Source organism: Bradyrhizobium sp. AUGA SZCCT0177 (assembly GCF_018130125.1).
Classification (GTDB): domain Bacteria; phylum Pseudomonadota; class Alphaproteobacteria; order Rhizobiales; family Xanthobacteraceae; genus Bradyrhizobium.
Map to the genome: position 1 here is coordinate 23,708 of NZ_JAFCMA010000041.1, position 24,525 is coordinate 48,232.

25 protein-coding genes are annotated in these 24,525 nt (G+C 64.3%); 11 read left to right on the forward strand and 14 right to left on the reverse strand.

Annotated features, from left to right (window positions below):
- Positions 1 to 119 precede the first annotated feature (119 nt).
- Positions 120 to 995, forward strand: coding sequence for an MJ0042-type zinc finger domain-containing protein (locus tag JQ597_RS32960; RefSeq protein ID WP_212269591.1), 876 nt, complete (start codon positions 120 to 122; stop codon positions 993 to 995).
- Positions 996 to 1,033: 38 nt separating this feature from the next.
- Positions 1,034 to 1,408 carry a response regulator gene (locus JQ597_RS32965; RefSeq protein ID WP_212269592.1) on the forward strand — a complete coding sequence of 125 codons (375 nt, stop codon included), beginning with the start codon at positions 1,034 to 1,036 and terminating at the stop codon, positions 1,406 to 1,408.
- A 224-nt stretch (positions 1,409 to 1,632) separates the two neighbouring features.
- Here JQ597_RS32965 and JQ597_RS32970 read toward each other — a convergent pair whose 3' ends face one another.
- On the reverse strand, positions 1,633 to 4,281 hold the full coding sequence (locus JQ597_RS32970; protein ID WP_212269593.1) for a TIGR02302 family protein: 2,649 nt from the start codon (positions 4,279 to 4,281) through the stop codon (positions 1,633 to 1,635).
- A gap of 177 nt (positions 4,282 to 4,458) precedes the next feature.
- Between JQ597_RS32970 and JQ597_RS32975 the strand changes: the two genes are divergently transcribed.
- Both JQ597_RS32975 and JQ597_RS32980 read left to right on the forward strand, forming a co-directional pair.
- Positions 4,459 to 4,839, forward strand: coding sequence for a carboxymuconolactone decarboxylase family protein (locus tag JQ597_RS32975; RefSeq protein WP_212269594.1), 381 nt, complete (start codon positions 4,459 to 4,461; stop codon positions 4,837 to 4,839).
- A 148-nt stretch (positions 4,840 to 4,987) separates the two neighbouring features.
- Positions 4,988 to 5,899 carry an NAD(P)-dependent oxidoreductase gene (locus JQ597_RS32980; protein ID WP_212269595.1) on the forward strand — a complete coding sequence of 304 codons (912 nt, stop codon included), beginning with the start codon at positions 4,988 to 4,990 and terminating at the stop codon, positions 5,897 to 5,899.
- A gap of 38 nt (positions 5,900 to 5,937) precedes the next feature.
- On the opposite strand, the gene JQ597_RS32985 is transcribed toward JQ597_RS32980, so the two are convergent.
- From JQ597_RS32985 to argH, 4 genes are all read right to left on the reverse strand, one after another.
- Positions 5,938 to 6,198 carry a DUF3551 domain-containing protein gene (locus JQ597_RS32985; RefSeq protein ID WP_212269596.1) on the reverse strand — a complete coding sequence of 87 codons (261 nt, stop codon included), beginning with the start codon at positions 6,196 to 6,198 and terminating at the stop codon, positions 5,938 to 5,940.
- Between the two features lie 57 nt (positions 6,199 to 6,255).
- Positions 6,256 to 7,521 (reverse strand): diaminopimelate decarboxylase, encoded by a 1,266-nt coding sequence (lysA, locus tag JQ597_RS32990; protein WP_212269597.1) that lies wholly within the window; start codon positions 7,519 to 7,521, stop codon positions 6,256 to 6,258.
- Between the two features lie 111 nt (positions 7,522 to 7,632).
- Positions 7,633 to 7,905, reverse strand: a complete 273-nt coding sequence (gene lptM, locus JQ597_RS32995; protein ID WP_212269598.1) for an LPS translocon maturation chaperone LptM — start codon at positions 7,903 to 7,905, stop codon at positions 7,633 to 7,635.
- Positions 7,906 to 8,018: 113 nt separating this feature from the next.
- Entirely contained in the window at positions 8,019 to 9,416 is a 1,398-nt protein-coding gene (gene argH / locus JQ597_RS33000; protein WP_212269599.1) for an argininosuccinate lyase, read from the reverse strand.
- Between the two features lie 140 nt (positions 9,417 to 9,556).
- Between argH and tlpA the strand changes: the two genes are divergently transcribed.
- Complete coding sequence (tlpA, locus tag JQ597_RS33005) at positions 9,557 to 10,234, forward strand: thiol:disulfide interchange protein TlpA (RefSeq protein ID WP_212269600.1); 678 nt, start codon at positions 9,557 to 9,559, stop codon at positions 10,232 to 10,234.
- A 5-nt stretch (positions 10,235 to 10,239) separates the two neighbouring features.
- On the opposite strand, the gene JQ597_RS33010 is transcribed toward tlpA, so the two are convergent.
- From JQ597_RS33010 to JQ597_RS33035, 6 genes are all read right to left on the reverse strand, one after another.
- Complete coding sequence (locus JQ597_RS33010) at positions 10,240 to 10,428, reverse strand: hypothetical protein (protein ID WP_212269601.1); 189 nt, start codon at positions 10,426 to 10,428, stop codon at positions 10,240 to 10,242.
- Between the two features lie 61 nt (positions 10,429 to 10,489).
- Positions 10,490 to 11,371 (reverse strand): 3-hydroxybutyryl-CoA dehydrogenase, encoded by an 882-nt coding sequence (locus JQ597_RS33015; protein ID WP_211994142.1) that lies wholly within the window; start codon positions 11,369 to 11,371, stop codon positions 10,490 to 10,492.
- A gap of 188 nt (positions 11,372 to 11,559) precedes the next feature.
- On the reverse strand, positions 11,560 to 12,510 hold the full coding sequence (locus tag JQ597_RS33020) for an electron transfer flavoprotein subunit alpha/FixB family protein (RefSeq protein WP_212269602.1): 951 nt from the start codon (positions 12,508 to 12,510) through the stop codon (positions 11,560 to 11,562).
- Entirely contained in the window at positions 12,510 to 13,259 is a 750-nt protein-coding gene (locus JQ597_RS33025) for an electron transfer flavoprotein subunit beta/FixA family protein (protein ID WP_192738320.1), read from the reverse strand. The genes JQ597_RS33020 and JQ597_RS33025 overlap by 1 nt, the downstream gene beginning before the upstream one ends.
- A gap of 225 nt (positions 13,260 to 13,484) precedes the next feature.
- Positions 13,485 to 14,057 carry a cob(I)yrinic acid a,c-diamide adenosyltransferase gene (locus JQ597_RS33030; protein WP_212269603.1) on the reverse strand — a complete coding sequence of 191 codons (573 nt, stop codon included), beginning with the start codon at positions 14,055 to 14,057 and terminating at the stop codon, positions 13,485 to 13,487.
- A gap of 23 nt (positions 14,058 to 14,080) precedes the next feature.
- On the reverse strand, positions 14,081 to 14,275 hold the full coding sequence (locus JQ597_RS33035) for a twin transmembrane helix small protein (protein ID WP_192738322.1): 195 nt from the start codon (positions 14,273 to 14,275) through the stop codon (positions 14,081 to 14,083).
- Between the two features lie 180 nt (positions 14,276 to 14,455).
- Here JQ597_RS33035 and JQ597_RS33040 point away from each other — a divergent pair, with 180 nt between their 5' ends.
- Positions 14,456 to 15,307 (forward strand): YihY/virulence factor BrkB family protein, encoded by an 852-nt coding sequence (locus tag JQ597_RS33040; protein WP_212269618.1) that lies wholly within the window; start codon positions 14,456 to 14,458, stop codon positions 15,305 to 15,307.
- Here JQ597_RS33040 and JQ597_RS33045 read toward each other — a convergent pair.
- Positions 15,243 to 16,493 carry an ATP-binding protein gene (locus tag JQ597_RS33045; protein WP_212269619.1) on the reverse strand — a complete coding sequence of 417 codons (1,251 nt, stop codon included), beginning with the start codon at positions 16,491 to 16,493 and terminating at the stop codon, positions 15,243 to 15,245. The two genes, JQ597_RS33040 and JQ597_RS33045, sit on opposite strands and share 65 nt — an antisense overlap.
- Before the next feature lie 87 nt (positions 16,494 to 16,580).
- Positions 16,581 to 17,465 (reverse strand): tRNA glutamyl-Q(34) synthetase GluQRS, encoded by an 885-nt coding sequence (gluQRS, locus tag JQ597_RS33050; protein WP_212269604.1) that lies wholly within the window; start codon positions 17,463 to 17,465, stop codon positions 16,581 to 16,583.
- Between the two features lie 37 nt (positions 17,466 to 17,502).
- Here gluQRS and JQ597_RS33055 point away from each other — a divergent pair, with 37 nt between their 5' ends.
- Positions 17,503 to 18,150 carry a DNA-3-methyladenine glycosylase family protein gene (locus JQ597_RS33055; protein ID WP_212269605.1) on the forward strand — a complete coding sequence of 216 codons (648 nt, stop codon included), beginning with the start codon at positions 17,503 to 17,505 and terminating at the stop codon, positions 18,148 to 18,150.
- Between the two features lie 196 nt (positions 18,151 to 18,346).
- Here the strand turns inward: JQ597_RS33055 and JQ597_RS33060 are convergent, their stop codons facing one another.
- The gene (locus JQ597_RS33060) at positions 18,347 to 19,234 is read right to left on the reverse strand and encodes a LysR family transcriptional regulator (RefSeq protein WP_212269606.1); all 888 of its coding nucleotides are present in this window, start codon (positions 19,232 to 19,234) and stop codon (positions 18,347 to 18,349) included.
- A gap of 150 nt (positions 19,235 to 19,384) precedes the next feature.
- Here JQ597_RS33060 and JQ597_RS33065 point away from each other — a divergent pair, with 150 nt between their 5' ends.
- From JQ597_RS33065 to JQ597_RS33080, 4 genes are all read left to right on the forward strand, one after another.
- Positions 19,385 to 20,359, forward strand: coding sequence for an NAD(P)H-dependent flavin oxidoreductase (locus tag JQ597_RS33065; RefSeq protein WP_212269607.1), 975 nt, complete (start codon positions 19,385 to 19,387; stop codon positions 20,357 to 20,359).
- Positions 20,360 to 20,447: 88 nt separating this feature from the next.
- Positions 20,448 to 21,593 (forward strand): ABC transporter substrate-binding protein, encoded by a 1,146-nt coding sequence (locus JQ597_RS33070; RefSeq protein ID WP_249133266.1) that lies wholly within the window; start codon positions 20,448 to 20,450, stop codon positions 21,591 to 21,593.
- A 12-nt stretch (positions 21,594 to 21,605) separates the two neighbouring features.
- Positions 21,606 to 23,132 carry an acyl-CoA synthetase gene (locus tag JQ597_RS33075; RefSeq protein WP_212269609.1) on the forward strand — a complete coding sequence of 509 codons (1,527 nt, stop codon included), beginning with the start codon at positions 21,606 to 21,608 and terminating at the stop codon, positions 23,130 to 23,132.
- 205 nt (positions 23,133 to 23,337) lie between these two features.
- A complete protein-coding gene (locus JQ597_RS33080) occupies positions 23,338 to 24,420 on the forward strand; it encodes a DUF2855 family protein (RefSeq protein WP_212269610.1) in 1,083 nt (360 codons plus the stop codon).
- The last annotated feature ends 105 nt before the right edge of the window (positions 24,421 to 24,525 follow it).

Genomic DNA, 24,525 nt, shown 5'->3' on the forward strand with positions numbered 1-24,525 from the left:
CTCGCAGCCCCAGGCTTTGGGCGCGAGCCGGACAAAACGGTTGTGCGACCGTTATGGTTTCCGATTCGTTAACGGTCGCTAGGTAGCATCGGCCCAAAGACACTGTGGAAACGGGCTCCATGCACATCGTCTGCCCCCATTGTACAACATCCTACGCGATCAAGCTGGCCACCCTGGGTGCCGCCGGCCGTACCGTCCGTTGTTCCCGCTGCAAGGAAACCTGGCTGGCGCGCCCCGAGGACGCGGTCGAGATCGCACCTGCCGTGCCGGCGATGGCGGAAGCCAGCCAGGGAACCGGAAATGCCGAGGCCGACGCGGCCGCCGAGTGGGAGGCCATGGCCCGCCAGGAAGAGGCGCAGGACCCCCCCGTGGTCGACAGCCCGTCGATTTCGGCCGATTGGCCCGCCGAGGGCGAAGGTTCCCGGGGAAATGAAGCCGACTGGCCGTCGGTCGCCCAGCAGGATGCCGAGGCGCATCAGGAGGCGGTTTCCACCCACCGCTCGCGGCTGGCCAAGCTGTTCCGGCTGCCCAAATTGCCGTCCATGCGGATGCCGTCGATCGGCGCTCCCGTCGCCTGCGCCGCGATGGGCGCACTGGTCGTGGCGCTGATGTTCTGGCGCACCGATGTGGTGCGGCTGCTGCCGCAGACCGCGACGTTCTACAAGATGGTCGGGCTCGAGGTGAATTTGCGCGGGCTGTCGTTCAAGGACATCAAGATCACCAACGAGACCGTCGACGGCAAGCCGGTGCTTGTCATCGAAGGCATGATCGTCGGCGAGACCAGGAAGCCGGTCGAATTGCCGCGGCTGCGCTTTAGCGTTCGCGACGAACAGGGCGCGGAGATCTATGCCTGGAACGCGGTGCTCGAGCAGCCGGTGCTGAAGCCGGGCGAGCGCGCCTATTTCAAGTCGCGGCTGGCGTCACCGCCGCCCGAAGGCCGCAATATTGATGTACGCTTCTTCAACAAGCGGGATCTGGCCGCCGGCCGCGCGTAAACTTGGCCGGACGTCCCGCTCGCAAATGAGCTGTTGCCATGCCGCGTGTATTGATTGCCGACGACGAAGACTCGATGCGCTCCCTGGTGGCGCGCGCCATCGCCATGGACGGCCATGACACCGTCACCGCCGAGGACGGCGCCGAGGCGCTTGAAATCCTGACGCGCGAGAAGGGTGCGTTCGACCTGCTGCTCACCGACATCCAGATGCCCGTGATGGACGGGATCGCGCTGGCGCTGGCGGCGGCGCGCGATTTCCCCAACCTCAAGATTCTGCTGATGACCGGCTTTGCCGATCAGCGCGAACGCGCCTCCGGCCTCAATGCGATCGTGCATGACGTGGTGACAAAGCCGTTTTCGGTGGCCGATATCCGCACCGCGGTGGCAGATGCGCTGGCGGCAAGGAAGATGTAGCGCGGATCATCTTGTGAGCGGGCTCAACACCCTCCCCTGGAGGGGTCCGAGACAAGCGAAGCTTGCTCGTGGGTCGGTTCGCATGAAGCGCAGCGAAATGCGAAACGGGGTGGGGTGACGGTCTCTCACCTTGCACACTGTTCGTGTGGAGAGACCGTCACCCCACCCCGCCTCTTCGCGTCGACCCTCCCCCTCCAGGGGAGGGTAAGCACGCCGAAGCCGCTCTAGTAATCCTTCAGCAGCCGCTCGATGTAATCGAGTTCGATCTGCGGGCGGGCCGGATCGGCGAGGCGCCGGCGCAGTTCTTCCAGAATGCGGCGCACGCGTTGCACGTCGATCTCGCCGGGGATCTTCACCGAATAGTCGTCGCTGAACTCGTTGCTGCGCATTGGCCGCCCGAGCGGATCGGTATTCCGTTGCGCGCCCTGCTGCCGGCCGTTCGGATTGCCCGGGCCGTCTCCCGGCTGGTCGCCGTCGCCCTGCTGCATCGCTTCGGCGAGGCTCTGGGCGCCCTTGCGCAGCGCATCCAGCGCGCGGCCTTGCGAATCCACCGCACCGTCGGCGTTGCCTTCGCCGAGCCGGCCGGAGGCGTCACCCATCGCGCCATCGGCCTGCTCCAGGCCGTCCTCGCCGTCGCCCTGGTCGCCGCCGGGCTGGCCTTGCTGACCCTGCTGACCCTTTTCGCCGCGCTGGCCTTTCTCGCCGCGCTGGCTCGGACCCATGCCGCGCTTGGCGAGTTCTTCCTGCAATTTCTTCAAGCGGTCGCGCAGGCCCTGCTGGTCCTGCTGCAGATCGCCCATGCTCTGCTCGCCCTGCTTGCCGCGCTGACGATCGCGCCGCGAATCCTGGCCCTGCTTGTAGGTCTTGTCGCGCAATTGCTGCTGCTTGCGGATCATGTCGCCGAGTTCGTTCAGCGCCTGCTCCATGTCGTTGTCGCCGCCCTGCCCGGGCTGCGCCATCTGCAGGTTTTCCAGCATCTGCTGCAGCTGCTCCAGCAATTGCTTGGCCGCATCCTTGTCGCCGGAGCGTGACAGCCGCTCCATCCGGTCGAGCATGCTCTTGAGATCCTGCTGGCTCAGCATCTTGGTATTGGGATCGAGCGGCCGCGCCAGTTGCTGCGGATTGTTCTTGAGCTGTTCGGCGAGCTGGCGCAGGAAATTATCCAGAGCGGCCCGCAGATTGTCGGTGAGCTTCTTGATCTCCTCGTCGCTGGCGCCGCGCTCCAGCGCCTGCTTCAGCGCCTCCTGCGCCGCGCGCAACGCCTTGTCGACATCGGTGATGTTGCCGTCCTCGATCGTGACCGCGAGCGACCACAGGCTCGCCACCACCTCGCGCATGGCGTCATCGGTGCGCGCCGCCTCGAGCTGGCGCGAGACGCTGTAGAGGCCGAGATAATGGCCGGCTTCCGGCGTAAACAATTCCGGCGCGATCATCAGCGCGGCAAGCGCGGCATAGACCTGGCCATTCTGGTTGGCGTCGAGCGCCAGGATGCGGCGCTGCTCGATCAGCGCGCGCGCCAGCGGCTTGGTGAACAGCCGCTCCGGCAGCCGCATGTTGAACGGCTCGCTGCGGCCTTCATTGCCGGCCTCGTCCTTGGCCGTCAGCGTCAGCGTGACGTCGGCGCCGGCATAGGGATCCTCGCTGAGATCCTTGACGGTCTGGCCGACACCATTGCGGGTGCGCGCGTTCGGCAGGGCCAGCGGAAATTGTGGCGCCGGGAACAGCGGGCGCGCCTCGGTGGTTTTTTCGGCGGTCTTCTCGGCGGCCTTGTCTCCGCCTTTGGCGCCCTTTGCCGGTTCCTTGCCGATTTCCTTGACTGCTTCCTTGCCGGAATCGGCCGGCCGGGCGGCGAACGAGGCGCGGGCTTCGGTAACGCCGTAATCATCCTCGAGCTTGTAGGACATCTGCAGCGAACCGCGAGCCTGGCGCTCGGGATCCTTCGCCAGCGAAATGGTCGGGGCACGGTCGGGCGTCGCGGCGAACCGCCATTGCGGCTGGCCGGCCGGCGCACGGACATGGGCGGTGCCGTCGCTCGCGATCTTGAAATGCCGCTCGTTGGTGCCCTTCGGCGCCTGTTCGCTGGGCGCGACTTCAGTGACGCCGCCACCCACCACGACATCGATCGAGCCGCCGCTGGAGCGCACCAGCAGCGTGCTGCCGGCCGGAACCGCCAGCGGCCCGCTATTGGGTCCAGCGTCCTTGCTCGCGGCGGAAAGAATGATCGGCGGCTTGCTGGTGTAGACCGGCGGCGTCACCCAGGCGTCGACCCGGACATTGGCCGGCGCCAGCACGCCGTTCCAGTCGAACGCCGCGGCGATACGCATCGCGCGCTCGTCACCGGCGGCAAAATAGGCCGCCACCGCCATCACCATGACCAGCGCACGCAGCGCCCAGGGATCGTGGATCGGCAGCCGCGGCGACGGCAGACCGGCGCGGATCCGCTTGATCGAAGCCAGCGTCCGCTCGCGCTGCTCCTTCCAGAGCGCCAGCGCGATCGGATCCTTGCTGGCCAGCGTGTCGGTGAGCGCGGTCGCCGGGCGATGGCGAATGCCGGTGCCGCGGTCGAGCCGGCTCAGGCTCTCTTCGCGGGTCGGCCAGCGATAGCGCAAGATCGGGTACAACGCACCGAGCGCCAGGCCTGCGAACAAGGCGATGCCGACGACACGGGCGACAAACGGCAGCGCCAGCCACAAACCGGCCCAGGACGCCACCAGAAACAGTCCGACGACGGTCAACAGCCGGGCCAGAATCGGCCATCCGCGCTCCCACGCGATCGCATATTGGGCCCGCTGCAGGGCCTGCGTCAGTTGAAGCCGCGCGACCGCATCCGGCTCGCGCGCTGGCTCCGTGGGGTCAGGGTTGGCGCCGTTCAATAAACTCTCCGGGTTGCCGACAAATCAGCCTAGCACAGCGGCGGCAATGAGGCACCCGTTTCCACGGCTAACCCACACCCGGAAATACGCATAACACGAAGGCGTGACTGCGGGGCTTCGACCCCCTAACGTCCGCCCGAACCCGCAAAAATACCGCAAGAATACCGGAGGAACGTCATGGACAAGAAGACCTACAACAAGGGCCTGGAAGTGCGCAAAGCCGTGCTCGGCGAGGCCTATGTCAACAACGCCCTGAAGAACGTCGACGATTTCAACCGCCCATTCCAGGAGCTGCTCACCGAATATTGCTGGGGCGCGGTGTGGGGCCGCGAGGAACTGCCGCGCAAGACCCGCAGCATGCTCAACCTCGCCATGATCTCGATCCTGAACCGGCCGCATGAACTACGCACCCACATCAAGGGCGCGCTGACCAACGGCGTGACCAAAGACGAAATCCGCGAAATCTTCATGCAGGTCGCGATCTACGCCGGCGCGCCCGCCGGCGTCGACAGCTTTCGCATCGCGCGCGAGGTGTTCGCGGAAATGGACAAGGGTTAGGTCTCCCCCCTCATGGTGAGGAGGCGCACTTGCGCCGTCTCGAACCATGAGGCCCGAGATGATCGCCAACAAACTCACCCTTCGAGACGCGCGAAGGCGCGCTCCTCAGGGTGAGGACCGTCTTCAGAAACTCAGGAAAAACAACACCATGGAAATCGGATTCATCGGCCTCGGCAAGATGGGCTTCCCGATGGCGCGCCGCCTGATCGAGGCAGGCCACCAGCTCACCGTGTTCGATACGCGGAAGGAAGCCACCGACAAGCTTGTGGCGCTCGGCGCGCAAGTGGCGTCATCGCCAAAGGATGTCGCCGATCGCTGTGAAACGGTGCTGGCGAGCCTGCCGTCGTTGCAGGCCTCGCTCGACGTCGCCACCGGCGCCGGCGGCGTGATCGACGGCAAGCGCGTCAAGCGCTTCATCGACCTCTCCACCGTCGGCTCGCAAATGGCAACGCGGATTCACGGCCTCCTGGCCGCGAAGAACATCGTGCAGATAGACTCTCCCGTCAGCGGCGGCGTCGGCGGCGCGGAAAAAGGCACGCTCGCCGTGATGGTGTCGGGCCCGCGCGCCGATTGCGACATGTTGAAGCCCGCGCTCGGCGTCATCGGCAAGGTGTTCTTCATTGGCGAGAAACCGGGTTCCGCGCAGACCATGAAGCTCGCCAATAATTTCCTGTCGGCCACCGCGATGGTGGCGACCTCGGAAGCGGTGGTGATGGGCGTCAAATCGGGGCTCGATCCGGCCGTGATGATCGACGTGATCAATGCCGGCTCGGGAATGAATACCGCCAGCCGCGACAAATTTCCGCGCGCGGTGCTGCCGCGGACGTTCGACTTCGGCTTCGCCACCGGTCTGATGGTGAAAGACGTGCGGCTCGCGCTGGACGAAATGAAGTCACTGGGGCTGTCGATGGAGGTCGCCGAAGCGGTCGGGCGCCTGTGGGAAGTGGTGATCCGCGATCAGGGCGAGGGGTCGGATTTCACCGAGGCGATCAAGCCGATCGAAAAGGCCGCGGGTGTGATCGTCGGCGGCGCCAAGGGCGGCAGTCACGCGGCGAAGTAGCGCGCCGCGCACCCCCGGAGCTCGATCGCTAATAGCCGCTAATAGCCTTGGCGATAACGCCGGCCGCTGCCTTCCGGACGTCCGCCGTAATACGGATTCTCGATGCACTGGGCGGGAAGGCCCAGCGCGGTCGCGTTGCATTGCTCCAGCGAGGTATAGGTGCATTCGATGCGTTCACCACCGAAATTCTGGATGGCCTTGAGGCAGACCGGATACCTCGGATTATAGGTCTGGGCGCGCGCCGGCGACGTCGCCAAAACCGCCGCCATCGTCAAGACAGCCAAAGCCAGAATGCGCATCGGAACCTCCTTTGAAATCGGCACAATGTCAGCGCGCGCTGACAAATATGCCTTGGGTCACAGCCACGGCGCCTGCCGGTCCATCGCGATCAGTTCGTCGACCTCGATGCGCGGACGCACCACCGCGAATTGATCGTTCTTGACCAACACTTCCGGCACCAGCGCGCGGGTGTTGTAAAAGCCTGATTGCACCGCGCCATAGGCGCCGGCCGTCATGATCGCCAGGAGATCGCCGGCCTTGGGCTCGGGGATCTGGCGGTCGAGCGCCAGATAATCACCGGTTTCGCAGACCGGCCCGACCACGTCGGCGGTGATCGTCGGCGTGCCCGGCGCAGCTTCGCGGACCGGCAGGATGTCGTGATGGGCCTCATACAGCGTGGGGCGGATCAGATCGTTCATCGCGGCGTCGATGACGACGAAATTCTTGGCGTCGCCCGGCTTCACGTAGATCACGCGCGCAACGAGGATGCCGGCATTGCCGACGATCATCCGGCCCGGCTCAAACATCAGCGTGCAGCCGAGATTATGCGTCACCCGCTTGACCATCGCGGCATAGGCTGACGGCAGCGGCGGCGCTTCGCGGTCCATGTGATAGGGAATGCCGAGCCCGCCGCCGAAATCGATATGCGAGATGTTGTGGCCGTCGGCGCGCAAGGTCCGCACGAAGTCGGAGAGAATCCGGAACGCGGTCTCCATGCGGCTCAGATCCGTGATCTGGCTGCCGATATGCATGTCGGTGCCGGTAACCTCGATCCCGGGCAGCCTTGCGGCACGGGCGTAGACTTCGCGGGCACGCGCAATCGGCACGCCGAACTTGTTCTCGGATTTCCCGGTGGCGATCTTGGCGTGGGTGCCGGCATCGACGTCGGGATTGACGCGCACCGAAATCCGCGCGGTACGGCCCATTTCGACCGCGAGCCGCGACAACAGCTCGAGTTCAGGCTCGGATTCGACGTTGATGCAGAGGATATCCGCCGCCAGCGCGGCGCGAAGTTCCGCCTCGGTCTTGCCGACGCCGGAAAACAGGATCTTGTTTGCGGGGATCCCCGCCGCCAGCGCGCGCTTCAACTCGCCGCCGGAAACCACGTCGGCGCCGGCGCCGAGCTTCGCCAGCGTGCGCAGCACCGACTGGTTGGAATTGGCCTTCATGGCGTAGCAGACCAGCGTCTTCTCGCCGGCGAAGGCCTCGGTGAACACCCGGTAGTGGCGCTCCAGCGTCGCGGTCGAATAGCAATAGAACGGCGTTCCCACGGCATCCGCGAGATCGGAAAGATTGACCGCCTCGGCGTGGAGCACGCCGTTGCGATAGTCGAAGTGATTCATGGTGCGCCTTATAGCGTTTTCAAGCGAAGTGGGAACCGGTTCGCAGCGCAATCAAGTTTACGCAGATTGCGTGTACTTATCTGCGGCGGAAAACGCGTCAAAGCGAAATGCTCAGTTACCCAGCAGCGGGTCGAGTATGAATGGTTTCTTTTTGCCTCTGGCCGCCTCCGGCGGGGCGTCAGACCCGAAGCCCGGATTATATACCCCCGGCTGGGCCGCGCGCTCGGCCTCCGAATCGGTGGCCGCGGATTGCGACGACGCATTCGAGGCGCTCGGCGGCAGATCAAGGCCGCCCTTGCGGCCGCAGCCGCCGAGCGCAAGCGCGCTCACGCTCAGCAGGATGATGGCCCATCCCGACGAAGTCGGCCGGTAGTTACGTGTCACGACTAAATCCCCAATGCGCGCCGCACCATACAAAGATTGCCTTGCGATGGCGAGGCCTGACGCCCCCATGAAACCCAAGAAAAACCCAAGAAATTACAGCGAAATTTTTGGCCTCAGCCCAATTTTCGCTCTTTTTCCAGCCGCTTCAGCCAGGACTTGGCCTGGGCTGTCACATTCTTCGGCGCCGTGCCGCCATAGCTGGTGCGGCTCTTGACGGACGCCTCCACCGACAATACGCGCAGCGCCTCTGCCGTAATCTTCGGCTCGACCTCCTGCATCGCCTTCAGCGGCAGCTCGTGCAGCGCCACGCCCTGTTTCGAAGCAAGACCGACGATGCGCCCGGTGACGTGATGGGCGTCGCGGAACGGCATTTTCAGCGTCCGCACCAGCCAGTCGGCGAGATCGGTGGCGGTGGCATAGCCCTCGCCCGCGGCCGTCTTCATCCTGTTCTCGTCGGGCACGAGGTCGGCAACCATGCCGGTCATCGCCCGGATCGCCAGCGAGAGGGCTGCGAACGCTTCCATCGCGCCCTGCTTGTCCTCCTGCATGTCCTTTTGATAGGCGAGCGGCAGCCCCTTCATGACGATCAAGAGCGCCGTCAGCGCGCCGATCACCCGCCCGGTTTTGGCGCGCACCAGTTCGGCCGCATCGGGGTTGCGCTTTTGCGGCATGATCGAGGATCCCGTGGTGAACTTGTCGCTCAGCCTGATGAGGCCGACCAGCGGCGAGGTCCAGATCACGATCTCCTCGGCGAAGCGCGACATATGCACCGCCGCGATCGACGCCGCCGACAGGGTTTCGAGCACGAAGTCGCGGTCCGAGACCGCGTCGAGCGAATTGGCCATTGGCCGGTCGAAGCCGAGCGCCTTGGCGGTGGCGTGGCGGTCGATCGGAAACGAGGTGCCGGCGAGCGCGGCCGCACCGAGCGGTGATTCGTTCAGCCGCTTGCGCGCATCCGCAAAGCGGCCGCGGTCGCGCGCGGCCATCTCGACATAGGCCAGGAGATGATGCCCGAGCGTCACGGGCTGGGCGGTCTGCAGATGGGTGAAACCGGGCATCACGGTGCCGGCGTGTTCCAGCGCCCGCTCAACCAGGACATATTGGAATGCCGCCAGCGCCGCATCGGTCTCATCGATGGTGTCGCGCACATACAGACGAAAATCGGTCGCGACCTGGTCGTTGCGCGAACGCGCGGTGTGCAGCCGGCCGGCGGCGGGGCCGATCAGATCGGTCAACCGGCTCTCGACGTTCATATGGATGTCTTCGAGCGCGCGCTTGAAATCGAACGAGCCTTTTTCGATTTCTGACAGAATCGTGTCTAGACCTTTGCCGATATTTTTCGCATCACCGGCCGTGATAATGCCCTGCGCGGCGAGCATCGCGGCGTGGGCCTTGGACGCGGCGATGTCCTGGGAATACATGTGACGATCGACGTCGATGGAGACGTTGATTTCCTCCATGATCGCATCGGGACGTTCGGTGAACCGGCCGCCCCACATCTTGTTGCTCATGACTTCTCGCTCACGACTTCTTATTCAGGTGCTGGCTATTCAGGTCTGGCATTTATCGTCGAAACCGGCGAAACGCCGTGCCGGTTTCGGCCGTAACATGAGCACTGCATAGCCGTATCTGATACAGGATGACAAACGATATGCCCGAAACGCCTGCCCCTCGCCCGGCCGCCACGCGCCGGATCCCCATTGCCATCGGCGCGGTCCTGATTGGGGCGGCGATCGGCTTTGCCGGGGTCTACGGGTTCGGCGGCTTCAAGCGCGGCTCGGGCGGCGATGCCGCCTGTGCGGGCGCGGTCGAGCTGGCGCGGAGGATCGGGCCTTTGGCGCATGGCGAGGTCGCCGCGCTGACCATGGCCACCAGCCCGCTCCGGCTCCCCGACCTCGCGTTCGAAGATGCCGAGGGCAAGCCCCGAAAACTCTCGGACTGGCGCGGCAAGACCGTGCTGGTCAATCTGTGGGCCACCTGGTGCGTGCCCTGCCGGAAAGAGATGCCGGCGCTCGACAGCCTGCAGACCAAGCTCGGCGGCAAGGATTTCGAGGTGGTCGCGATCAACATCGACACCCGCGATCCCGAAAAGCCCAAAAACTTCCTGAAAGAGGCCAATCTGACCAAACTGGCCTATTTCAGCGACGCGAAAGCCAAGGTTTTTCAGGACCTTAAGGGCATAGGCAAGGCGCTGGGCATGCCGACTTCGATCCTGGTGGACGGCCAGGGCTGCGAAATCGCCAATCTGGCCGGTCCCGCCGAATGGGCCAGCGACGACGCGATTGCGCTGATCAAGGCCGCGGTGAAGCCGGTGACGGCGGGGTTCTAGAGGTTTTAGGCGATCGCGTTCAGATTGCCGCCGACGCCCGGCGCAAGGTTGGCCGTCGAGGGGGTGCCGAGCAGGGTCTGGACCGCGAATTTCTCGGCGTCGTTGTTCTGTTTGATCATCGAGGTCTGAATCTGCTGCTGCAGACCGCCCGCCTGCATGGCGAGCATGCTCGAGACCATAGCCATCATGTCCATACGCACGACTCCCGAAACGCCGGGAGACCCTAGCCGAGGCTGGTTAACGAGAAATTGAGGCTCAGCGCGTCGGGACCGGCTTGTCGCCGCGGTAATCGTAGAAACCGCGCTGGGTCTTGCGGCCGAGCCAGCCGGCTTCGACGTATTTCACCAAGAGTGGACACGGCCGGTATTTCGAATCCGCCAGCCCCTCATGCAGCACCTGCATGATCGACAGGCAGGTATCGAGACCGATGAAATCGGCCAGCTCCAGCGGGCCCATCGGATGATGCGCGCCGAGCTTCATCGCCGCGTCGATCGCCTCGACATTGCCGACGCCTTCATACAGCGTGTAGATCGCCTCGTTGATCATCGGCAGCAGGATCCGGTTGACGATGAAGGCCGGGAAATCCTCGGACACCGCGATCTGCTTGCCGACCTTGGTGACAAAGGCCTTGGCGGTATCGAAGGTCTCGTCATCGGTGGCGATGCCGCGGATCAGTTCGACCAGTTCCATCGCCGGCACCGGATTCATGAAATGAATGCCGATGAATTTCTCGGGGCGGTCGGTCGAGGCGGCGAGCCGTGTGATCGAAATCGACGAGGAATTGGTGGCGACGATAGCTTCCGGCTTGAGCACCGCGCAGACGTCGTGGAAGATCTTGCGCTTGACCTCTTCCTTTTCGACCGCGGTTTCGATCACGAGGTCGCAATCCGCCAACCCATCGATGGTTTCGGTCGAGGTGATACGGTCCAGCGCCTGCTTGCGGGCGTCCTCGGTGATCATCTTTTTCACGACCTGGCGCGACAGGTTGCCGTTGATGGTCGCCATCGCCGATTTCAGCCGGTCGGCGGAGACATCGTTGAGCACCACGTCCAGGCCGGCCAGCGCCGCCACATGGGCGATGCCATTGCCCATCTGGCCCGAGCCGATCACGCCGACCTTCTTGATTGTCACCGCCATCTTGCCATCCACTCGAACGGCACGCATATCGCGCCAGTTCATCCCGTTAGGCCCCGGTCCGAACCGAGGCTTAAACCTGTTTTCGACGCGTTTTCTTCAAGCGAACCCGGTAGCCACTTCGCTTGAAAACGCTGTCCCTAGATTAACACCGGCCGGAGCTTACGCGTCCGGCCGGTGTTTGACTGCCGTTATTTTCCGAGCTTGCCGAGCGCCTCGGTCAATTCCGGAACCGCCTGGTACAAATCCGCAACCAGGCCGTAATCGGCAACCTGGAAAATCGGCGCGTCCTCATCCTTGTTGATCGCAACGATCACCTTGGAATCCTTCATGCCGGCGAGATGCTGGATCGCGCCGGAGATGCCGATCGCGACATAGAGCTCCGGCGCCACCACCTTGCCGGTCTGGCCGACCTGCCAGTCGTTCGGCGCATAGCCGGCATCGACGGCGGCGCGCGAGGCGCCGACGCCGGCGCCTAACTTGTCGGCGAGCGGCTCGATGTACTTGGCGAAGTTCTCGCGGCTCTGCATGGCGCGGCCGCCGGACACGATGATTTTCGCGGACGTCAGTTCGGGGCGGTCGCTTTTGGCGACTTCCTCGCCGACGAAGGTGGAGAGGCCCGGATCGGCCGCGGAGGCGGCGTTCTCGATCGCAGCACTGCCGCCGTCACCGGCCGCGGCGAAGGTCGAGGTCCGTACCGTGATGACCTTCTTGGCGTCCTTGGACTTCACGGTCTGGATCGCGTTGCCGGCGTAGATCGGCCGCTCGAACGTGTCGGGTGAAATCACCTTGATGATTTCGGACACCTGCATCACGTCGAGCAAGGCTGCGACGCGCGGCATCACGTTCTTGAAGCGCGAAGTCGCGGGCGCGACGAAGGCGTCATAGGACGGCGCCAGCGCCACGATCAGCGCCGCCAGCGGCTCGGCAAGGTCGTGGGCATAGGCGTCGCCCTCGGCAACCAGCACCTTGGTGACGCCGGCGAGCTTCGCCGCCGCCTCGGCCGCCGCCTTGGTGCCCTGGCCGCCACCGGCGACCAGCACGTGAACCTCGGCACCCAGCTGGGTGGCCGCGGTCAGCGCCTTGTTGGTGGAGTCCTTGAGGGCCTCGTGGTCGTGTTCGGCAATCAACAGCGTGGTCATCAGAGAACCCCGGCTTCGGTCTTGAGCTTCGAAATCAGTTCGGCGACGTCCTTGACCTTGACGCCTCCCTTGCGGCCCGGCGGTTCGGTGGTTTTCAGCACTTCGAGATGCGGCGTGAGATCGACGCTGTAGTCGGCTGCGCTCTTGTCGGCGATCGGCTTCTTCTTCGCCTTCATGATGTTGGGCAGCGAGGCGTAGCGCGGCTCGTTGAGGCGGAGATCGGTGGTGACGATGGCCGGTCCCTTCAGCTTGAGGGTCTGCAGGCCGCCGTCGACTTCGCGCGTCACCTTGAAATCGGAGCCGTCGACTTCGAGCTTGGAGGCAAAGGTCGCCTGCGACCAGCCGAGAAGTGCGGCCAGCATCTGGCCGGTCTGGTTCGAGTCGTCGTCGATCGCCTGCTTGCCGAGGATGACGAGGCCGGGCTTCTCTTCGTCGACGATGGCTTTGAGAATCTTGGCGACCGCCAGCGGTTCGACATTGCCTTCGGCCTTGACGAGGATGCCGCGGTCGGCGCCCATCGCAAGACCGGTCCGGATCGTCTCGGAGGCCTGTGCGGGCCCGATCGATACCACCACCACTTCGGTCGCCTTGCCGGCTTCCTTCAGCCGCAGCGCTTCCTCGACGGCGATTTCGTCGAACGGATTCATCGACATCTTCACGTTGGCGAGTTCCACGCCCGTTCCGTCGCTCTTGACGCGGACCTTGACGTTGTAATCGACCACCCGTTTTACCGGCACAAGAACCTTCATCGATCCTCTTTCGCTTGAATTCTGGGGTTTGGTGAGCTCTCTATTAGCTTGGGCGCGGAACCTAAAGGTCCCGCTATCGGCGGTCAACGCGCGAAAGCCAAAAATCGACCCCTTTGGAAGGCCAGAGCCTGTTCCGTTTCGATTATCGAAACGGGGCTCCGGATTCCTTTTTTTGACGCGTTTTCTGAGCGCGAACCGGGTCCACTTCGCTGGAAAACGCTATGTTTAGCGGTTCTGGCCGGGCACCCACAACACGTCCCCGGCGCCATTATCGTTCATGGCGCGGCTGGCGACGAACAGGAAATCCGACAGGCGGTTCATATATTGTATGGCAGGTTCGCTGACCGGCTCTTCCGGCCTGGCCGCCAGTTCCACCATGATCCGTTCCGCTCTGCGACATATGGTGCGAGCGAGATGCAGGTATGCCGCAGCGGGGGTGCCGCCGGGCAGCACAAAGGAGGTCAGGGGCGCCAGATGGGCGTTGAGCGTATCGATATCACGCTCGAGCCGCTCGACCTGGCTGGACAGCATGCGCAGCCGCTCCGCCTTGCCGTCGCGCTGGGGCACCGCGAGATCGGCGCCGAGATCGAACAGGTCGTTCTGGATCAGGCCCAGCATCGCATCGAGTTCGCGCGCCTGCGCCAGATGCAGCCGCACCACGCCGATCGCGGCGTTGGTCTCGTCCACGGTTCCATAGGCGCTGACGCGCAGATCGTATTTCGGGCGGCGTTCGCCGCTGCCGAGCGCGGTGGTGCCGTCATCGCCGGTCCGCGTGTAGATTCGATTAAGCACGACCATTGGCGGATCCCCTCTTACTTGCCCTATTTGCCCATCGCCCAGACCACGGCCATCGTGATGACGATGGCGATGAATTGCAGCAGCACCCGCAGCCGCATCAGATTCTGCGAGCGGCTGGGCGAGCCGCCCCGCATCATGTTGATGAGACCCAATAACAACACGATCGCAACAGCAGCGACCGCGATGGGCAGAACAATCGAACCAAAAAAGGATGCCATCGGCGCTACATAACACCGCGCCGGGCTGGCCGCCATACGTTCACAGAGCCTGCACCGATGCCTGATCGATCTGGCTTTTAGCCCAATAATATCAGAAGCTAGGGTGATGTTCGGATCGAACCGTCAATCGCAAGGCCAGGGTGGCATGTGAGGCAGGCCAAGTACGTCTATCACGTCGTGATGGATGCATTTTATACGTTCCTCGCCGATGACGGCTGGGCGATCGCCAGCCATATCGCGCTGTCGACGCTGATGGCGCTGTTTCCGTTCCTGATCGTGCTGACCTCGCTGGCCGCCTTTGTCGGCTCCAAGGAACTTGCCGACCAGTCCGTTGAACTGTTGTTGCAGGTGTGGCCGCAGCAGGTCGCCGATTCGCTTTCAGGCGAAATTCACGACGTGCTGACCACGACCCGCGGCGACCTGCTGACCATCGGCGCGGTGCTGGCGGTGTATTTCGCCTCGAACGGCGTCGAGGCGCTGCGCGTGGCGCTGAACCGCGCCTATTCCGTGATCGAGCCGCGCAGCTGGTACTGGCTGCGGCTGGAGTCGATCGGCTACACGCTGGTCGCCGCCTTCACCGCGCTGGCGATGGCGTTCCTGATCGTGCTGTTTCCGTTGATGCTGGAGGCGGCGCGGCGCCACATTCCCTTCTTCGTCGAGACCAACGAGCACTTCCTCAACGTCACCCGCTACAGCGTCACCATCGGCGCTCTGATCATCGCCCTTTTCATCCTGCACGCGTGGCTGCCGGCGGGACGCCGGGGCTTTCTGCAGATCCTGCCCGGTATTATTTTCACTTTGGTTGCGTCGCTGCTGTCGGGCATCGTGTTCGGCCAGTATCTGACGCGCTTCGCCAGCAACTACGTGACGATGTATGCGGGATTGGCATCCGTCATCATCGCGCTTGTGTTCCTGTATTTCATCGCCGCGATCTTCGTCTATGGCGGCGAACTCAACGCAGCGATCATCAAGTCGCGGCTGCCGCACGGCGTGTCGCTTCAAGCAGCGCAGTCGCTAGCGCACGTGGACTGACCGGCTTGACCAGGAAGGCGTCGGCCCCCGCAGCGCGCGAGGCCGCCTCGTCCTCGCCGCGCCCCGACACGCAGATGATGGCGATGCGGCCGAGCGGCGGATCGAGCGCCCGAATGCGCCTGATAGCCTCGATGCCGTCGATGCCCGGCAGCACCATGTCCATCAGCACCGCGTCGAAACTTCCTTGCGCGATCCGCTCCGGCGCCGCCTCGCCCTGGCCGATGAACTCGGTCTGATGGCCGAGTTCGGTCAGGATGGCGTTGAGCACGACGCGGCCGAACGGATTGTCCTCGACGCTGAGCAGGTGCAAGGGCTGCAGCGCCCCGGTCGACGGCTCGCCGTCGGCCCCCGTCATGATCGTAATCGGGCCCTTGGCCGGCGACATCACGACGCTGAGCGTGAAGGTGGTACCGCCGCCGCGCCGCTGCGTCACCACGATGTCGCCGCCCATGGCGCGCGCGAGCTGCTTGACCGACGACAGCCCAAGCCCGGTGCCGCCGAACTTTGAGGCGATCGAGACATTGGCCTGCGAGAACGGGCGGAACAGGCGCTTGATCTCGCTGAGCGTGAGGCCGATGCCGCTGTCGGAGACCGCAAAGACGACGCCGATTTTGCCCCTGGGCGCGCGCAGCGGCGACACAACAAGCGTGACGCTGCCCTGTTCGGTGAATTTCACCGCATTGTCGATCAGGTTCTCCAGTGCCGCTCGCAGCCGTACGGGATCGCCGACGGCGAATGCCGGCAGCTTTTCGGAAATCTCGACCGACGACTGCAGACCCTTCGCCGCCGCCCGCCCGGTCAGCGAATCGCCGGCGTTGCGCGCCAGCGTGCGCAGGTCGAAGAAATCGTGGCGCACGGTGAGCCCGGGACCGCTGCTGCGCGCGGCATCGACGAACAAGGTCGCAAGGCTCGCCAGATGTTCCGCGCCGGCCTTGATGGTGTCGACCCAGCGCCGTTCGCGCTCGTCGAGGTCGGAGGTGGCCAAGAGATTGCTGATCGCGAGAATGCCGGTCAGCGGCGTGCGCACCTCGTGGGCAAAGGCCGCCAGTGCCACTTCGACCACCCCGGGCCCGGCCGCCGCTTTCCGCGAACCGCGTTTCTTCGCGGCAACGCGCGATACGCGCTTCTTCTTCGGCTGCCTCTTGGTCAGCCGTGTTGTACGCTGTACGCGCGGTTTTGCCGCCATGGTCCCCCACACCCCGTCCTTGATCAGCATGGCATGCCACGGCGGCCGGAGTCACGAAGGCCTTTGCGGCAGCTCACAGCAGTAGAACTACGGAAGTCCCAGCAGGCGGCGGATGTGCGCAGGCGTGGCGCCCTGCCCACGCAATTCGCGCAAGGCAGTGGCCTTGGTCGACTTCGACAGTTTCTGTCCGGCGTCGTCGAGGACCAGCCGGTGATGCCGGTAGGCCGGTTGCGGAACGCCGAGCAGCGATTGCAGCAGCCGGTGCACGCTGGTCGACCAGAACAGGTCCTGGCCGCGCACCACGTCGGTGACGCCCTGCAGGGCGTCGTCGATCACAACAGACAGATGATAGCTGGTCGGCGTCTCCTTTCGCGCCAGGATGACGTCGCCCCAGGCTTCCGGCCGGGCGGCCACGAGCCCGGTTTCGCCGCCAGCGCCCTCGCCGTGCTCGATCCAGGCGAGATCGGGCGCTTGTGCCATGGCCGCCGCCATATCGAGCCGCAACGCGTAAGGCAGCCCCTGTTCGATCAATTGCCGCCGCGCCGGCGCGGAAAACGACTTCGCCGCGCCCGGATAGAGCGGCGCGCCATCGGGATCACGCGGCCAGGACGTTCCGGCTTTCGCGGCGGATTCCCGTTCGGCGACCAGACGGGCGATTTCCGCGCGGCTCTCGAAGGCGGGATAGATCAGGCCGCGGCCTGACAGTTTTTCAACCGCCTCGCGAAAGTCGGAAAGATGTTCGGATTGCCGCCGCACCGGCGCTTCCCAGCCAATGCCGAGCCATTCAAGGTCCTGATAGATCGCGGCCTCGAATTCCGGCCGGCACCGCGCCGCATCGATATCCTCGATGCGGAGCAGGAATCTTCCACCGCTCGCGCGCGCCAGCTCGAAATTCAACAGCGCCGAAAAAGCGTGGCCGAGATGGAGGTAGCCATTGGGGCTTGGCGCAAATCGGAACACAGGTGACGGCATTGATCTCTTTCGCAGGACATGATGGTTTTAACGGGCAATGACCATTCACCTCAACTCCCAGGCCGACCTCGAAGACGCGATTGCGGCCCTCGTCGTACAGGACAAGCGGCTCAAACCGATTCTCGAACTCACGGGCATGCCGGCGCTGCGCCAGCGCGAGCCGGGCTTTGCCGGGCTGGCGCATATCGTGTGCGGTCAGCAACTCTCCACCGCCAGCGCCGGGGCGATCTGGGGGCGCCTCACCGCCGCGTTCGATCCGTTCGATCCCGAACCCATCCGCAAGGCGCGCGCCGACCGCCTCGGACGGCTCGGCCTTTCGGCGGCCAAGATCAAGACGCTGAAGAACATCGCGCGCGAACTGGCCGCGGAGCGGTTGAACCTCGACGTGCTGGCGGAAGAGGATGCCGACGCCGCGCACCATACGTTGACGGCGCTGCATGGCATCGGGCCGTGGACCGCCGACGTCTATTTGCTGTTCTGCCTCGGCCATGGCGACGCCTGGCCGGCCGGCGATATCGCGATCCAGGAAGCGATCAAAATCGGGCTCGGCCTGAAGACGCGCCCGACCGCCAAGCAAATGGCGCCGCTGGCCGAACCGTGGCGCCCCCTGCGCGGCGCGGCGGCGCATCTGTGGTGGAGCTACTACCGCGTAGTGAAGAATCGCGAGGGCGTGATCGCGAAGTAAACTCGATCTCGTGTCCCGGACGCGGTGCAGCGCTCTTCAGCGGTGCACCGCAGAGCTCAGATGCGCAATTGCGCATCGGGGGACCCACATTTGCGCCGCGGTGACATGGACCCCGGATCAGCAGCGCACCACGTCGCAAACGCGACGCACTGCGCAGCATCCGGGGAACGGAGACCGAGGTGAACGTCGAATTTTTTCAGCCACGCAATCTCACCCGGTCCTCGCGCGCGCATGCCGTGACAAAGTTGATCACCGCGCGCACGGCGGGCAGTTCGACCAGATCCGGATGCGCCAGCAGCCAGAGATCGGCTACGCTGACGAGTTTTTGCGGCGCGACCCGCACCAGATCGGGATCGCCGGCGGCGACGAAGCAGGACAGCGCCGAGATGCCGAGGCCGGCCTTCGCCGCGGCCAGCATGTCGCCCTGCGACGAACAGCGCAGCACCACCGATCCCTGCCGGGTGATGAGATCGCTCCAGCGCGCCAGGCGTTCGTTCGAGGCCCGGTCGGCGAAGCCGATGACGCTGTGCCCCTTCCATTCGTCGCGCCGCTCCGGCAGCCGTCGCCGCGCCGCATAGGCGCGCGAGGCGTAGAAGCCGGTGCCGAGCCGGCCGATCCTGCGGCCGATCAAATTCTCTTCGCCGCTGTCCACCGGACGCAGCACGACATCAGCCTCGCGGCGGCGCACGCTGGCCGGAAACGGATGGGTGATGATCTCGATCTGGATGTGGTCGTGCGCGCGCAGGAACGGGCCCAGCCGCGGCATCAGCCAGTGCGAGGCAAAGGTCGCCCCGATCGAGAGCTTGACCACGCCGCGGGCGTCCGCACCGGTCGCCGACACCGCGGCCTCGGCGCGCAACGCCGCCGCCGCCATGGCGTCGACATGCTCACGGAATTTGCGGCCCTGCGAGGTCAGCGACAGGCCTTCGTTGGAGCGCGCGAACAGGGGTATGCCGAGCTGGCCCTCCAGTTCGGCGATCTTGCGGCCGACCGTCGGATGGCTGGAACGGAGCTGGCGCGCCGCCGCGGCGAAGCTGCGGGTTTCGGCCACCGCGACGAAGGTCTTGCACAGGTCCCAGTCCATCGGCGATCAGGCCCATATGTTCATTACTGAATAGTCAGCTGTTCAATATTGAACGTCGGCGGCGGCCCGTCCAGCCCTATAATGCAGGGCGTAAGCAAGCCGGCTGGAGCGGAACCGTTCGCCGGCCTCAAAACCCAAAGGGAGGATTGAATGCCGTTGCCAGCGTCGCTTGCCAATTCGCTTGAACTGCCGGTGGTTGGCTCGCCACTTTTCATCGTGTCCGGGCCGGAGCTCGTGATCGCCCAGTGCAAGGCCGGGATCGTCGGATCGTTTCCGGCGCTGAACGCGCGGCCGGTCGAAAAGCTCGGCGAATGGCTGAGCCGAATCGAGGACGAACTCGGTGAGTACAAGGCGCTGCAGCCGGAGAAGAAGGTCGCGCCCTATGCGGTCAACCAGATCTGCCACGCCTCCAACGACCGGCTGATGAAAGACATGGAAACCTGCGTCAAGCACCAGGTTCCGATCATCATCACCTCGCTGCGGCCGCCGCTGGAGATCGTGGAAGCCGCGCATTCCTATGGCGGTGTCGTGTTCCACGATGTGATCAACGTCAAGCATGCACGCAAGGCTGCCGAACAGGGCGTCGACGGGTTAATTCTGGTTTGCGCCGGCGCCGGCGGGCATGCCGGTACGCTGTCGCCATTCGCGCTGCTGCGCGAGGTCAAGCAATGGTTCAAGGGCACCATCCTGCTGTCGGGCGCGATCTCCGACGGCTGGAGCATTGCCTCCGCGCTCGCGCTCGGCGCCGACCTCGCCTACATGGGCACCCGCTTCATCGCCACCGAAGAGGCCAATGCCGACCTCGCCTACAAGAAGGCGCTGACCGAGCACGCCGCCCATGACATCGTCTATTCGAACCTGTTCACCGGCGTGCACGGCAATTATCTCGGCCCCTCGATCGTGGCCGCGGGCCTCGATCCCGACAATCTGCCGGTCGCCGACAAGACCAAGATGAATTTCGGCTCCGGCGGCAACACCAAGTCCAAGGCGTGGCGCGACATCTGGGGCTCGGGCCAGGGCATCGGCCAGATCAATGATGCGCCGCCGGTCGCCGAACTCGTCGCGCGCCTGAAAGCCGAATTCGACGACGCCGGCAGCGACTTTCTGAGGCGGGCGCGCGCTTAGGCGGCGCGCCCCCGGCTTCGACAACAATCAAAACAGAGGGATGGGAACGATGAGCGTGTCACGCACTGCATTGAGCATTGTGTTCGCAATGTTGGCGACCGCAGCCGTCGCCGCCGACGACAAGGGCGAAATCCGTATCGGCCAGACGCTGCCCTATAGCGGGCCGGTGTCCGGCTTCGGCGTCATCGGCCGCGCGCAGGAGGCCTATTTCGAGAAGGTCAACGCGGACGGCGGCATCAACGGCCGTAAGGTCAAGTTCATCACCCTCGACGACGCCTACTCGCCGCCCAAGACGGTGGAGCAGACCCGCAAGCTGGTCGAGCAGGAAGAAGTGCTTGTCATGTTCGGCTCGCTGGGTACCGCGACCAACAACGCCGTGCATCGCTACCTCAACAGCAAAAAGGTGCCGCAGCTGTTCGTGCTGAGCGGCGCCACCAAATGGGCCGACCCGAAGAATTACCCGTGGACCATGCCGGGCATGGCGACCTATCAATCCGAGGGCGTTGTCTATGCCAAGTACATCTTGCAGGCCAAGCCGGACGCGAAGATCGCCATCCTGGCGCAGAACGACGATTTCGGCCGCGACTATGTCGCCGGCTTCAAGCGCGCGCTGGGAGACAAAGCCGCGACCATGATCGTCTCCGAGGCGAGCTATGAGACCAGCGCGCCGACCATCAGTTCGCAGCTCGCGACGCTGAAGGCCTCCGGCGCCAACGTGATGTTCGGCGTCGTGCTCGGGAAATTCACCTCGCAGATGATCAAGGGCGTCGCCGAACTGAGCTGGAAGCCCGACCTGTTCTTTGTGCCGACATCGGCGTCATCGATCTCGTTCCTGGAGCCCGGCGGACTGGAAAACGCGGTCGGGCTGATTTCGTCGAGCAACCAGAAGGACACGATGGACGCTCAATGGGCCAATGACGCCGGCGTGAAAGAGTATTTCGCGTTCATGAAACAGTACTTGCCCAATGCCGATCTCAACAATTCGAACTACGCGGCGGGCTACCATTATGCCAACCTGATGACGAAGGTGCTCGCTGCGTGCAAGGACGATTTCAGCCGCGAGAACGTCATGCGCCAGGCAGCTTCGCTGCGCCAGGTTTCGCTGCCGCTGCTGTTGCCTGATATAACCGTGTCGACCGATGCCGAGGATTATCTGCCGTTCCAGCAATTGCGACTGCGGCGCTTCGACGGCAAGAGCTGGGTCGGCTTTGGTGAAATTCTGGACGACCGATAGGGAGCACGCAACGTGATCATCGGCGGCGAACGTTCCATCAGCTACCCCCAGATCTACGACCGCATCGCACGCGCGGCGACGGGATTTCAAAGCCTCGGCCTTGGCGGCGGCACGCCGGTCGCCATGATGCTGCGCAATGATTTTGCGTTGTTCGAGGTTACCGGCGCAGCCGCAGCGCTTGGCAGCCCGGTGGTTCCGATCAACTGGCACCTGAAGGCCGAAGAGGTCGCCTATATCCTGGCCGACAGCGGTGCCCGGATTTTGGTCTGCCACGCGGACCTGTTGCCGCAAATCAGGGACGGGCTATCAGCCCATATCAAGCTGTTGATCGTGACCACACCGCCGGAAATCGCCGCGGCGTTCGATGTTCCGCCCGCGCTGACGCAAATCCCTGGTGGCATGACCGACTGGGACGTCTGGCGCGACACCCATGCGCCATCGCCGGAGCCGCCGATCGGCAGCGCGCCGATGTTCTATACGTCAGGCACCACGGGCCTGCCCAAGGGCGTGCGGCGCAAGCCGATGAAGCCGGAACAGCAAGCGGCCTCGGCGCGCGTGGGCACCATCGCCTACGGCATCAAGGCCGATGACGATCAGATCGTCCTGATGAACGGCCCGATGTACCATTCGGCGCCAAGCTCCTACGGCATGCTGGCGTTTCGCAGCGGCTGCCGCATCGTGCTCGAACCGCGCTTCGACCCCGAGGACATGCTGCAACTGATCGCGCGCCATCGCGTCACCCACATGCATATGGTGCCGACCATGTTCGTGCGGCTGCTGCGCCTGCCGGACGAGGTGAAACAACGTTATGACCTGTCGTCGCTGCGCTTCGTCGTCCACGGCGCGGCCCCCTGCCCGCCGCAGGTCAAGCGCGCCATGATCGACTGGTGGGGACCGGTCATCAACGAATATTTCGGCTCGACCGAAACCGGAATCCCGGTGTGGCACTCGGCCGAGGAGGCGTTGGCCAAACCCGGCACCGTCGGCCGAGCGATCGAGGGCGGCGTCGTCAAAATCTTCCGCCCCGACGGCGAGCTGTGCGGCGTCAATGAGCCCGGCGAAATCTTCATGCGGCAGGTGTCGGTGCCGGATTTCGATTACCACGGCAAGGCCGAGGCGCGCGCCGAGGCCGGCCGCGACGGCCTCGTCAGCGTCGGTGACGTCGGCTATCTCGACGAGGATGGTTATCTGTTCCTGTGCGATCGCAAACGCGACATGGTGATATCAGGCGGCGTCAACATCTATCCCGCCGAAATCGAGAACGCGCTGATCGGCATGGACGGCGTGCGCGACTGCGCGGTGTTTGGAGTTCCCGACGACGAGTTCGGCGAGCGGCTGTTTGCCTGCATCGAGCCCGACACCAACGCCGCGCTGTCGCCGGCGGCGGTGCAGGATTTTTTGCGCACCCGCCTCGCCAACTTCAAGGTACCAAAGGACATCCAGTTCATGGACGCGATGCCGCGCGAAGCCACCGGCAAGATTTTTAAACGCAAGCTCAGGGATCTCCATGCGGAAGGGCGTCTGCGCGCCATCGTGTGATCCGTCTGTCCGTGATTGCGAGGAGCGAAGCGACGAAGCAATCCATCTATCCCCGGGCGGAAAGGTGGATTGCTTCGCTTCGCTCGCAATGACGGGGATGCATTTCGACGCTTGATCCGAACGATGTTTTAAACATCATTGCTGTTGCAAAACGTTCATCGTTGGGCGCAAAGATCACCGCACGTCACAAGCAGGGATCGAGCACATGCACGCCACCGACTTCATCGTCGCCCGCAACGATCTGCAGCAATGCAAATCGATCGAAACGCAACTGCCGGACGCAGCCGCGTTGCCGGCCGACGCGCTGCTGGTCAAGATCACCCGCTTCGCCTTCACCGCCAACAACGTCACCTATGCCGTGATGGGCGATGCGTTGAAATACTGGCAGCTGTTTCCGGCACCAAAGGATTTCGGCAACATTCCGGTGTGGGGATTTGGCGAGGTGATCGCCTCGAAGCATCCGAACGTCGCCGTGGGCGAAACCCTGTTCGGCTACTTCCCGATGGCGACCCACCTCGTGATCGAGGCCGCCGACGTCACCAAGCGCGGCCTGCGCGACGGTGCCGCGCACCGGCAAGTCGCTGCGCCGGTCTACAACGCCTATGCCCGTGTCAGCGGCGATCCGGCGTTCACCGGCAAGCAGGGCGATTATCAGGCGCTGCTGCGGCCGCTGTTCATGCTGTCGTTCCTGGTCGACGACTTCCTCGCCGAAAATGATTTCTATGGCGCGCGCCGCGTGATGCTGTCGTCGGCCTCCAGCAAGACCGCCTACGGCCTCGCGCATCTCCTGCACGGGCGTGACGGGATCAAGGTGATCGGGCTGACCTCGGCTCCGAACGTCGCATTCGTCAAATCGCTCGGCTGCTACGATGAGGTCGTGACCTACGACGCCGTGACATCGATTCCTGCGGACGCGCCGGCCGCCTATGTCGACATGGCCGGCAATAGCGATCTGCGCGAGCGCCTGCACCGGCATTTCGGCGACCAGATGAAATATTCCGGACGCGTCGGCCTCACCCACCGCAGCACGTCGCCCGACGAGCCGGAATTGCCGGGCGCCAAGCCGAGTTGGTTCTTTGCACCGGATCATATCCGCAAGCGCGCCAAGGAATGGGGACCGGGCGGCGTCGATACGCGATTTGGCGCGGCATGGTCCGGCTTCGTCCCGAAGCTGGATCAATGGCTCACCGTGACCGAAGGCCGCGGACCGGCGGCGGTTCAACAGGTCTATCTCGACACCCTCAACGGCCGCGTGCCGCCGGACCAGGGGCATATCCTGTCGATTTAGAGATAACCGCTATCTCCTCACGCCCTTCCTGCAGTCTCCCGAATGGGTATAGGCTCGCAGCCACAGGGAAAACGCCGCACAGACGGCCGGTGACGAGAAGCGCGC

Bases quoted from the DNA above. Each gene is read 5' to 3' on its own strand.
- JQ597_RS32960 (WP_212269591.1), top strand. From the start codon at position 120: ATGCACATCGTCTGCCCCCATTGTACAACATCCTACGCGATCAAGCTG.
- JQ597_RS32965 (WP_212269592.1), top strand. From the start codon at position 1,034: ATGCCGCGTGTATTGATTGCCGACGACGAAGACTCGATGCGCTCCCTG.
- JQ597_RS32975 (WP_212269594.1), top strand. From the start codon at position 4,459: ATGGACAAGAAGACCTACAACAAGGGCCTGGAAGTGCGCAAAGCCGTG.
- JQ597_RS32980 (WP_212269595.1), top strand. From the start codon at position 4,988: ATGGAAATCGGATTCATCGGCCTCGGCAAGATGGGCTTCCCGATGGCG.
- JQ597_RS32985 (WP_212269596.1), bottom strand. From the start codon at position 6,198: ATGCGCATTCTGGCTTTGGCTGTCTTGACGATGGCGGCGGTTTTGGCG.
- lysA (WP_212269597.1), bottom strand. From the start codon at position 7,521: ATGAATCACTTCGACTATCGCAACGGCGTGCTCCACGCCGAGGCGGTC.
- argH (WP_212269599.1), bottom strand. From the start codon at position 9,416: ATGAGCAACAAGATGTGGGGCGGCCGGTTCACCGAACGTCCCGATGCG.
- tlpA (WP_212269600.1), top strand. From the start codon at position 9,557: ATGCCCGAAACGCCTGCCCCTCGCCCGGCCGCCACGCGCCGGATCCCC.
- JQ597_RS33010 (WP_212269601.1), bottom strand. From the start codon at position 10,428: ATGGACATGATGGCTATGGTCTCGAGCATGCTCGCCATGCAGGCGGGC.
- JQ597_RS33015 (WP_211994142.1), bottom strand. From the start codon at position 11,371: ATGGCGGTGACAATCAAGAAGGTCGGCGTGATCGGCTCGGGCCAGATG.
- JQ597_RS33020 (WP_212269602.1), bottom strand. From the start codon at position 12,510: ATGACCACGCTGTTGATTGCCGAACACGACCACGAGGCCCTCAAGGAC.
- JQ597_RS33025 (WP_192738320.1), bottom strand. From the start codon at position 13,259: ATGAAGGTTCTTGTGCCGGTAAAACGGGTGGTCGATTACAACGTCAAG.
- JQ597_RS33030 (WP_212269603.1), bottom strand. From the start codon at position 14,057: ATGGTCGTGCTTAATCGAATCTACACGCGGACCGGCGATGACGGCACC.
- JQ597_RS33035 (WP_192738322.1), bottom strand. From the start codon at position 14,275: ATGGCATCCTTTTTTGGTTCGATTGTTCTGCCCATCGCGGTCGCTGCT.
- JQ597_RS33040 (WP_212269618.1), top strand. From the start codon at position 14,456: ATGGATGCATTTTATACGTTCCTCGCCGATGACGGCTGGGCGATCGCC.
- JQ597_RS33045 (WP_212269619.1), bottom strand. From the start codon at position 16,493: ATGGCGGCAAAACCGCGCGTACAGCGTACAACACGGCTGACCAAGAGG.
- gluQRS (WP_212269604.1), bottom strand. From the start codon at position 17,465: ATGCCGTCACCTGTGTTCCGATTTGCGCCAAGCCCCAATGGCTACCTC.
- JQ597_RS33055 (WP_212269605.1), top strand. From the start codon at position 17,503: ATGACCATTCACCTCAACTCCCAGGCCGACCTCGAAGACGCGATTGCG.
- JQ597_RS33060 (WP_212269606.1), bottom strand. From the start codon at position 19,234: ATGGACTGGGACCTGTGCAAGACCTTCGTCGCGGTGGCCGAAACCCGC.
- JQ597_RS33065 (WP_212269607.1), top strand. From the start codon at position 19,385: ATGCCGTTGCCAGCGTCGCTTGCCAATTCGCTTGAACTGCCGGTGGTT.
- JQ597_RS33070 (WP_249133266.1), top strand. From the start codon at position 20,448: ATGTTGGCGACCGCAGCCGTCGCCGCCGACGACAAGGGCGAAATCCGT.
- JQ597_RS33080 (WP_212269610.1), top strand. From the start codon at position 23,338: ATGCACGCCACCGACTTCATCGTCGCCCGCAACGATCTGCAGCAATGC.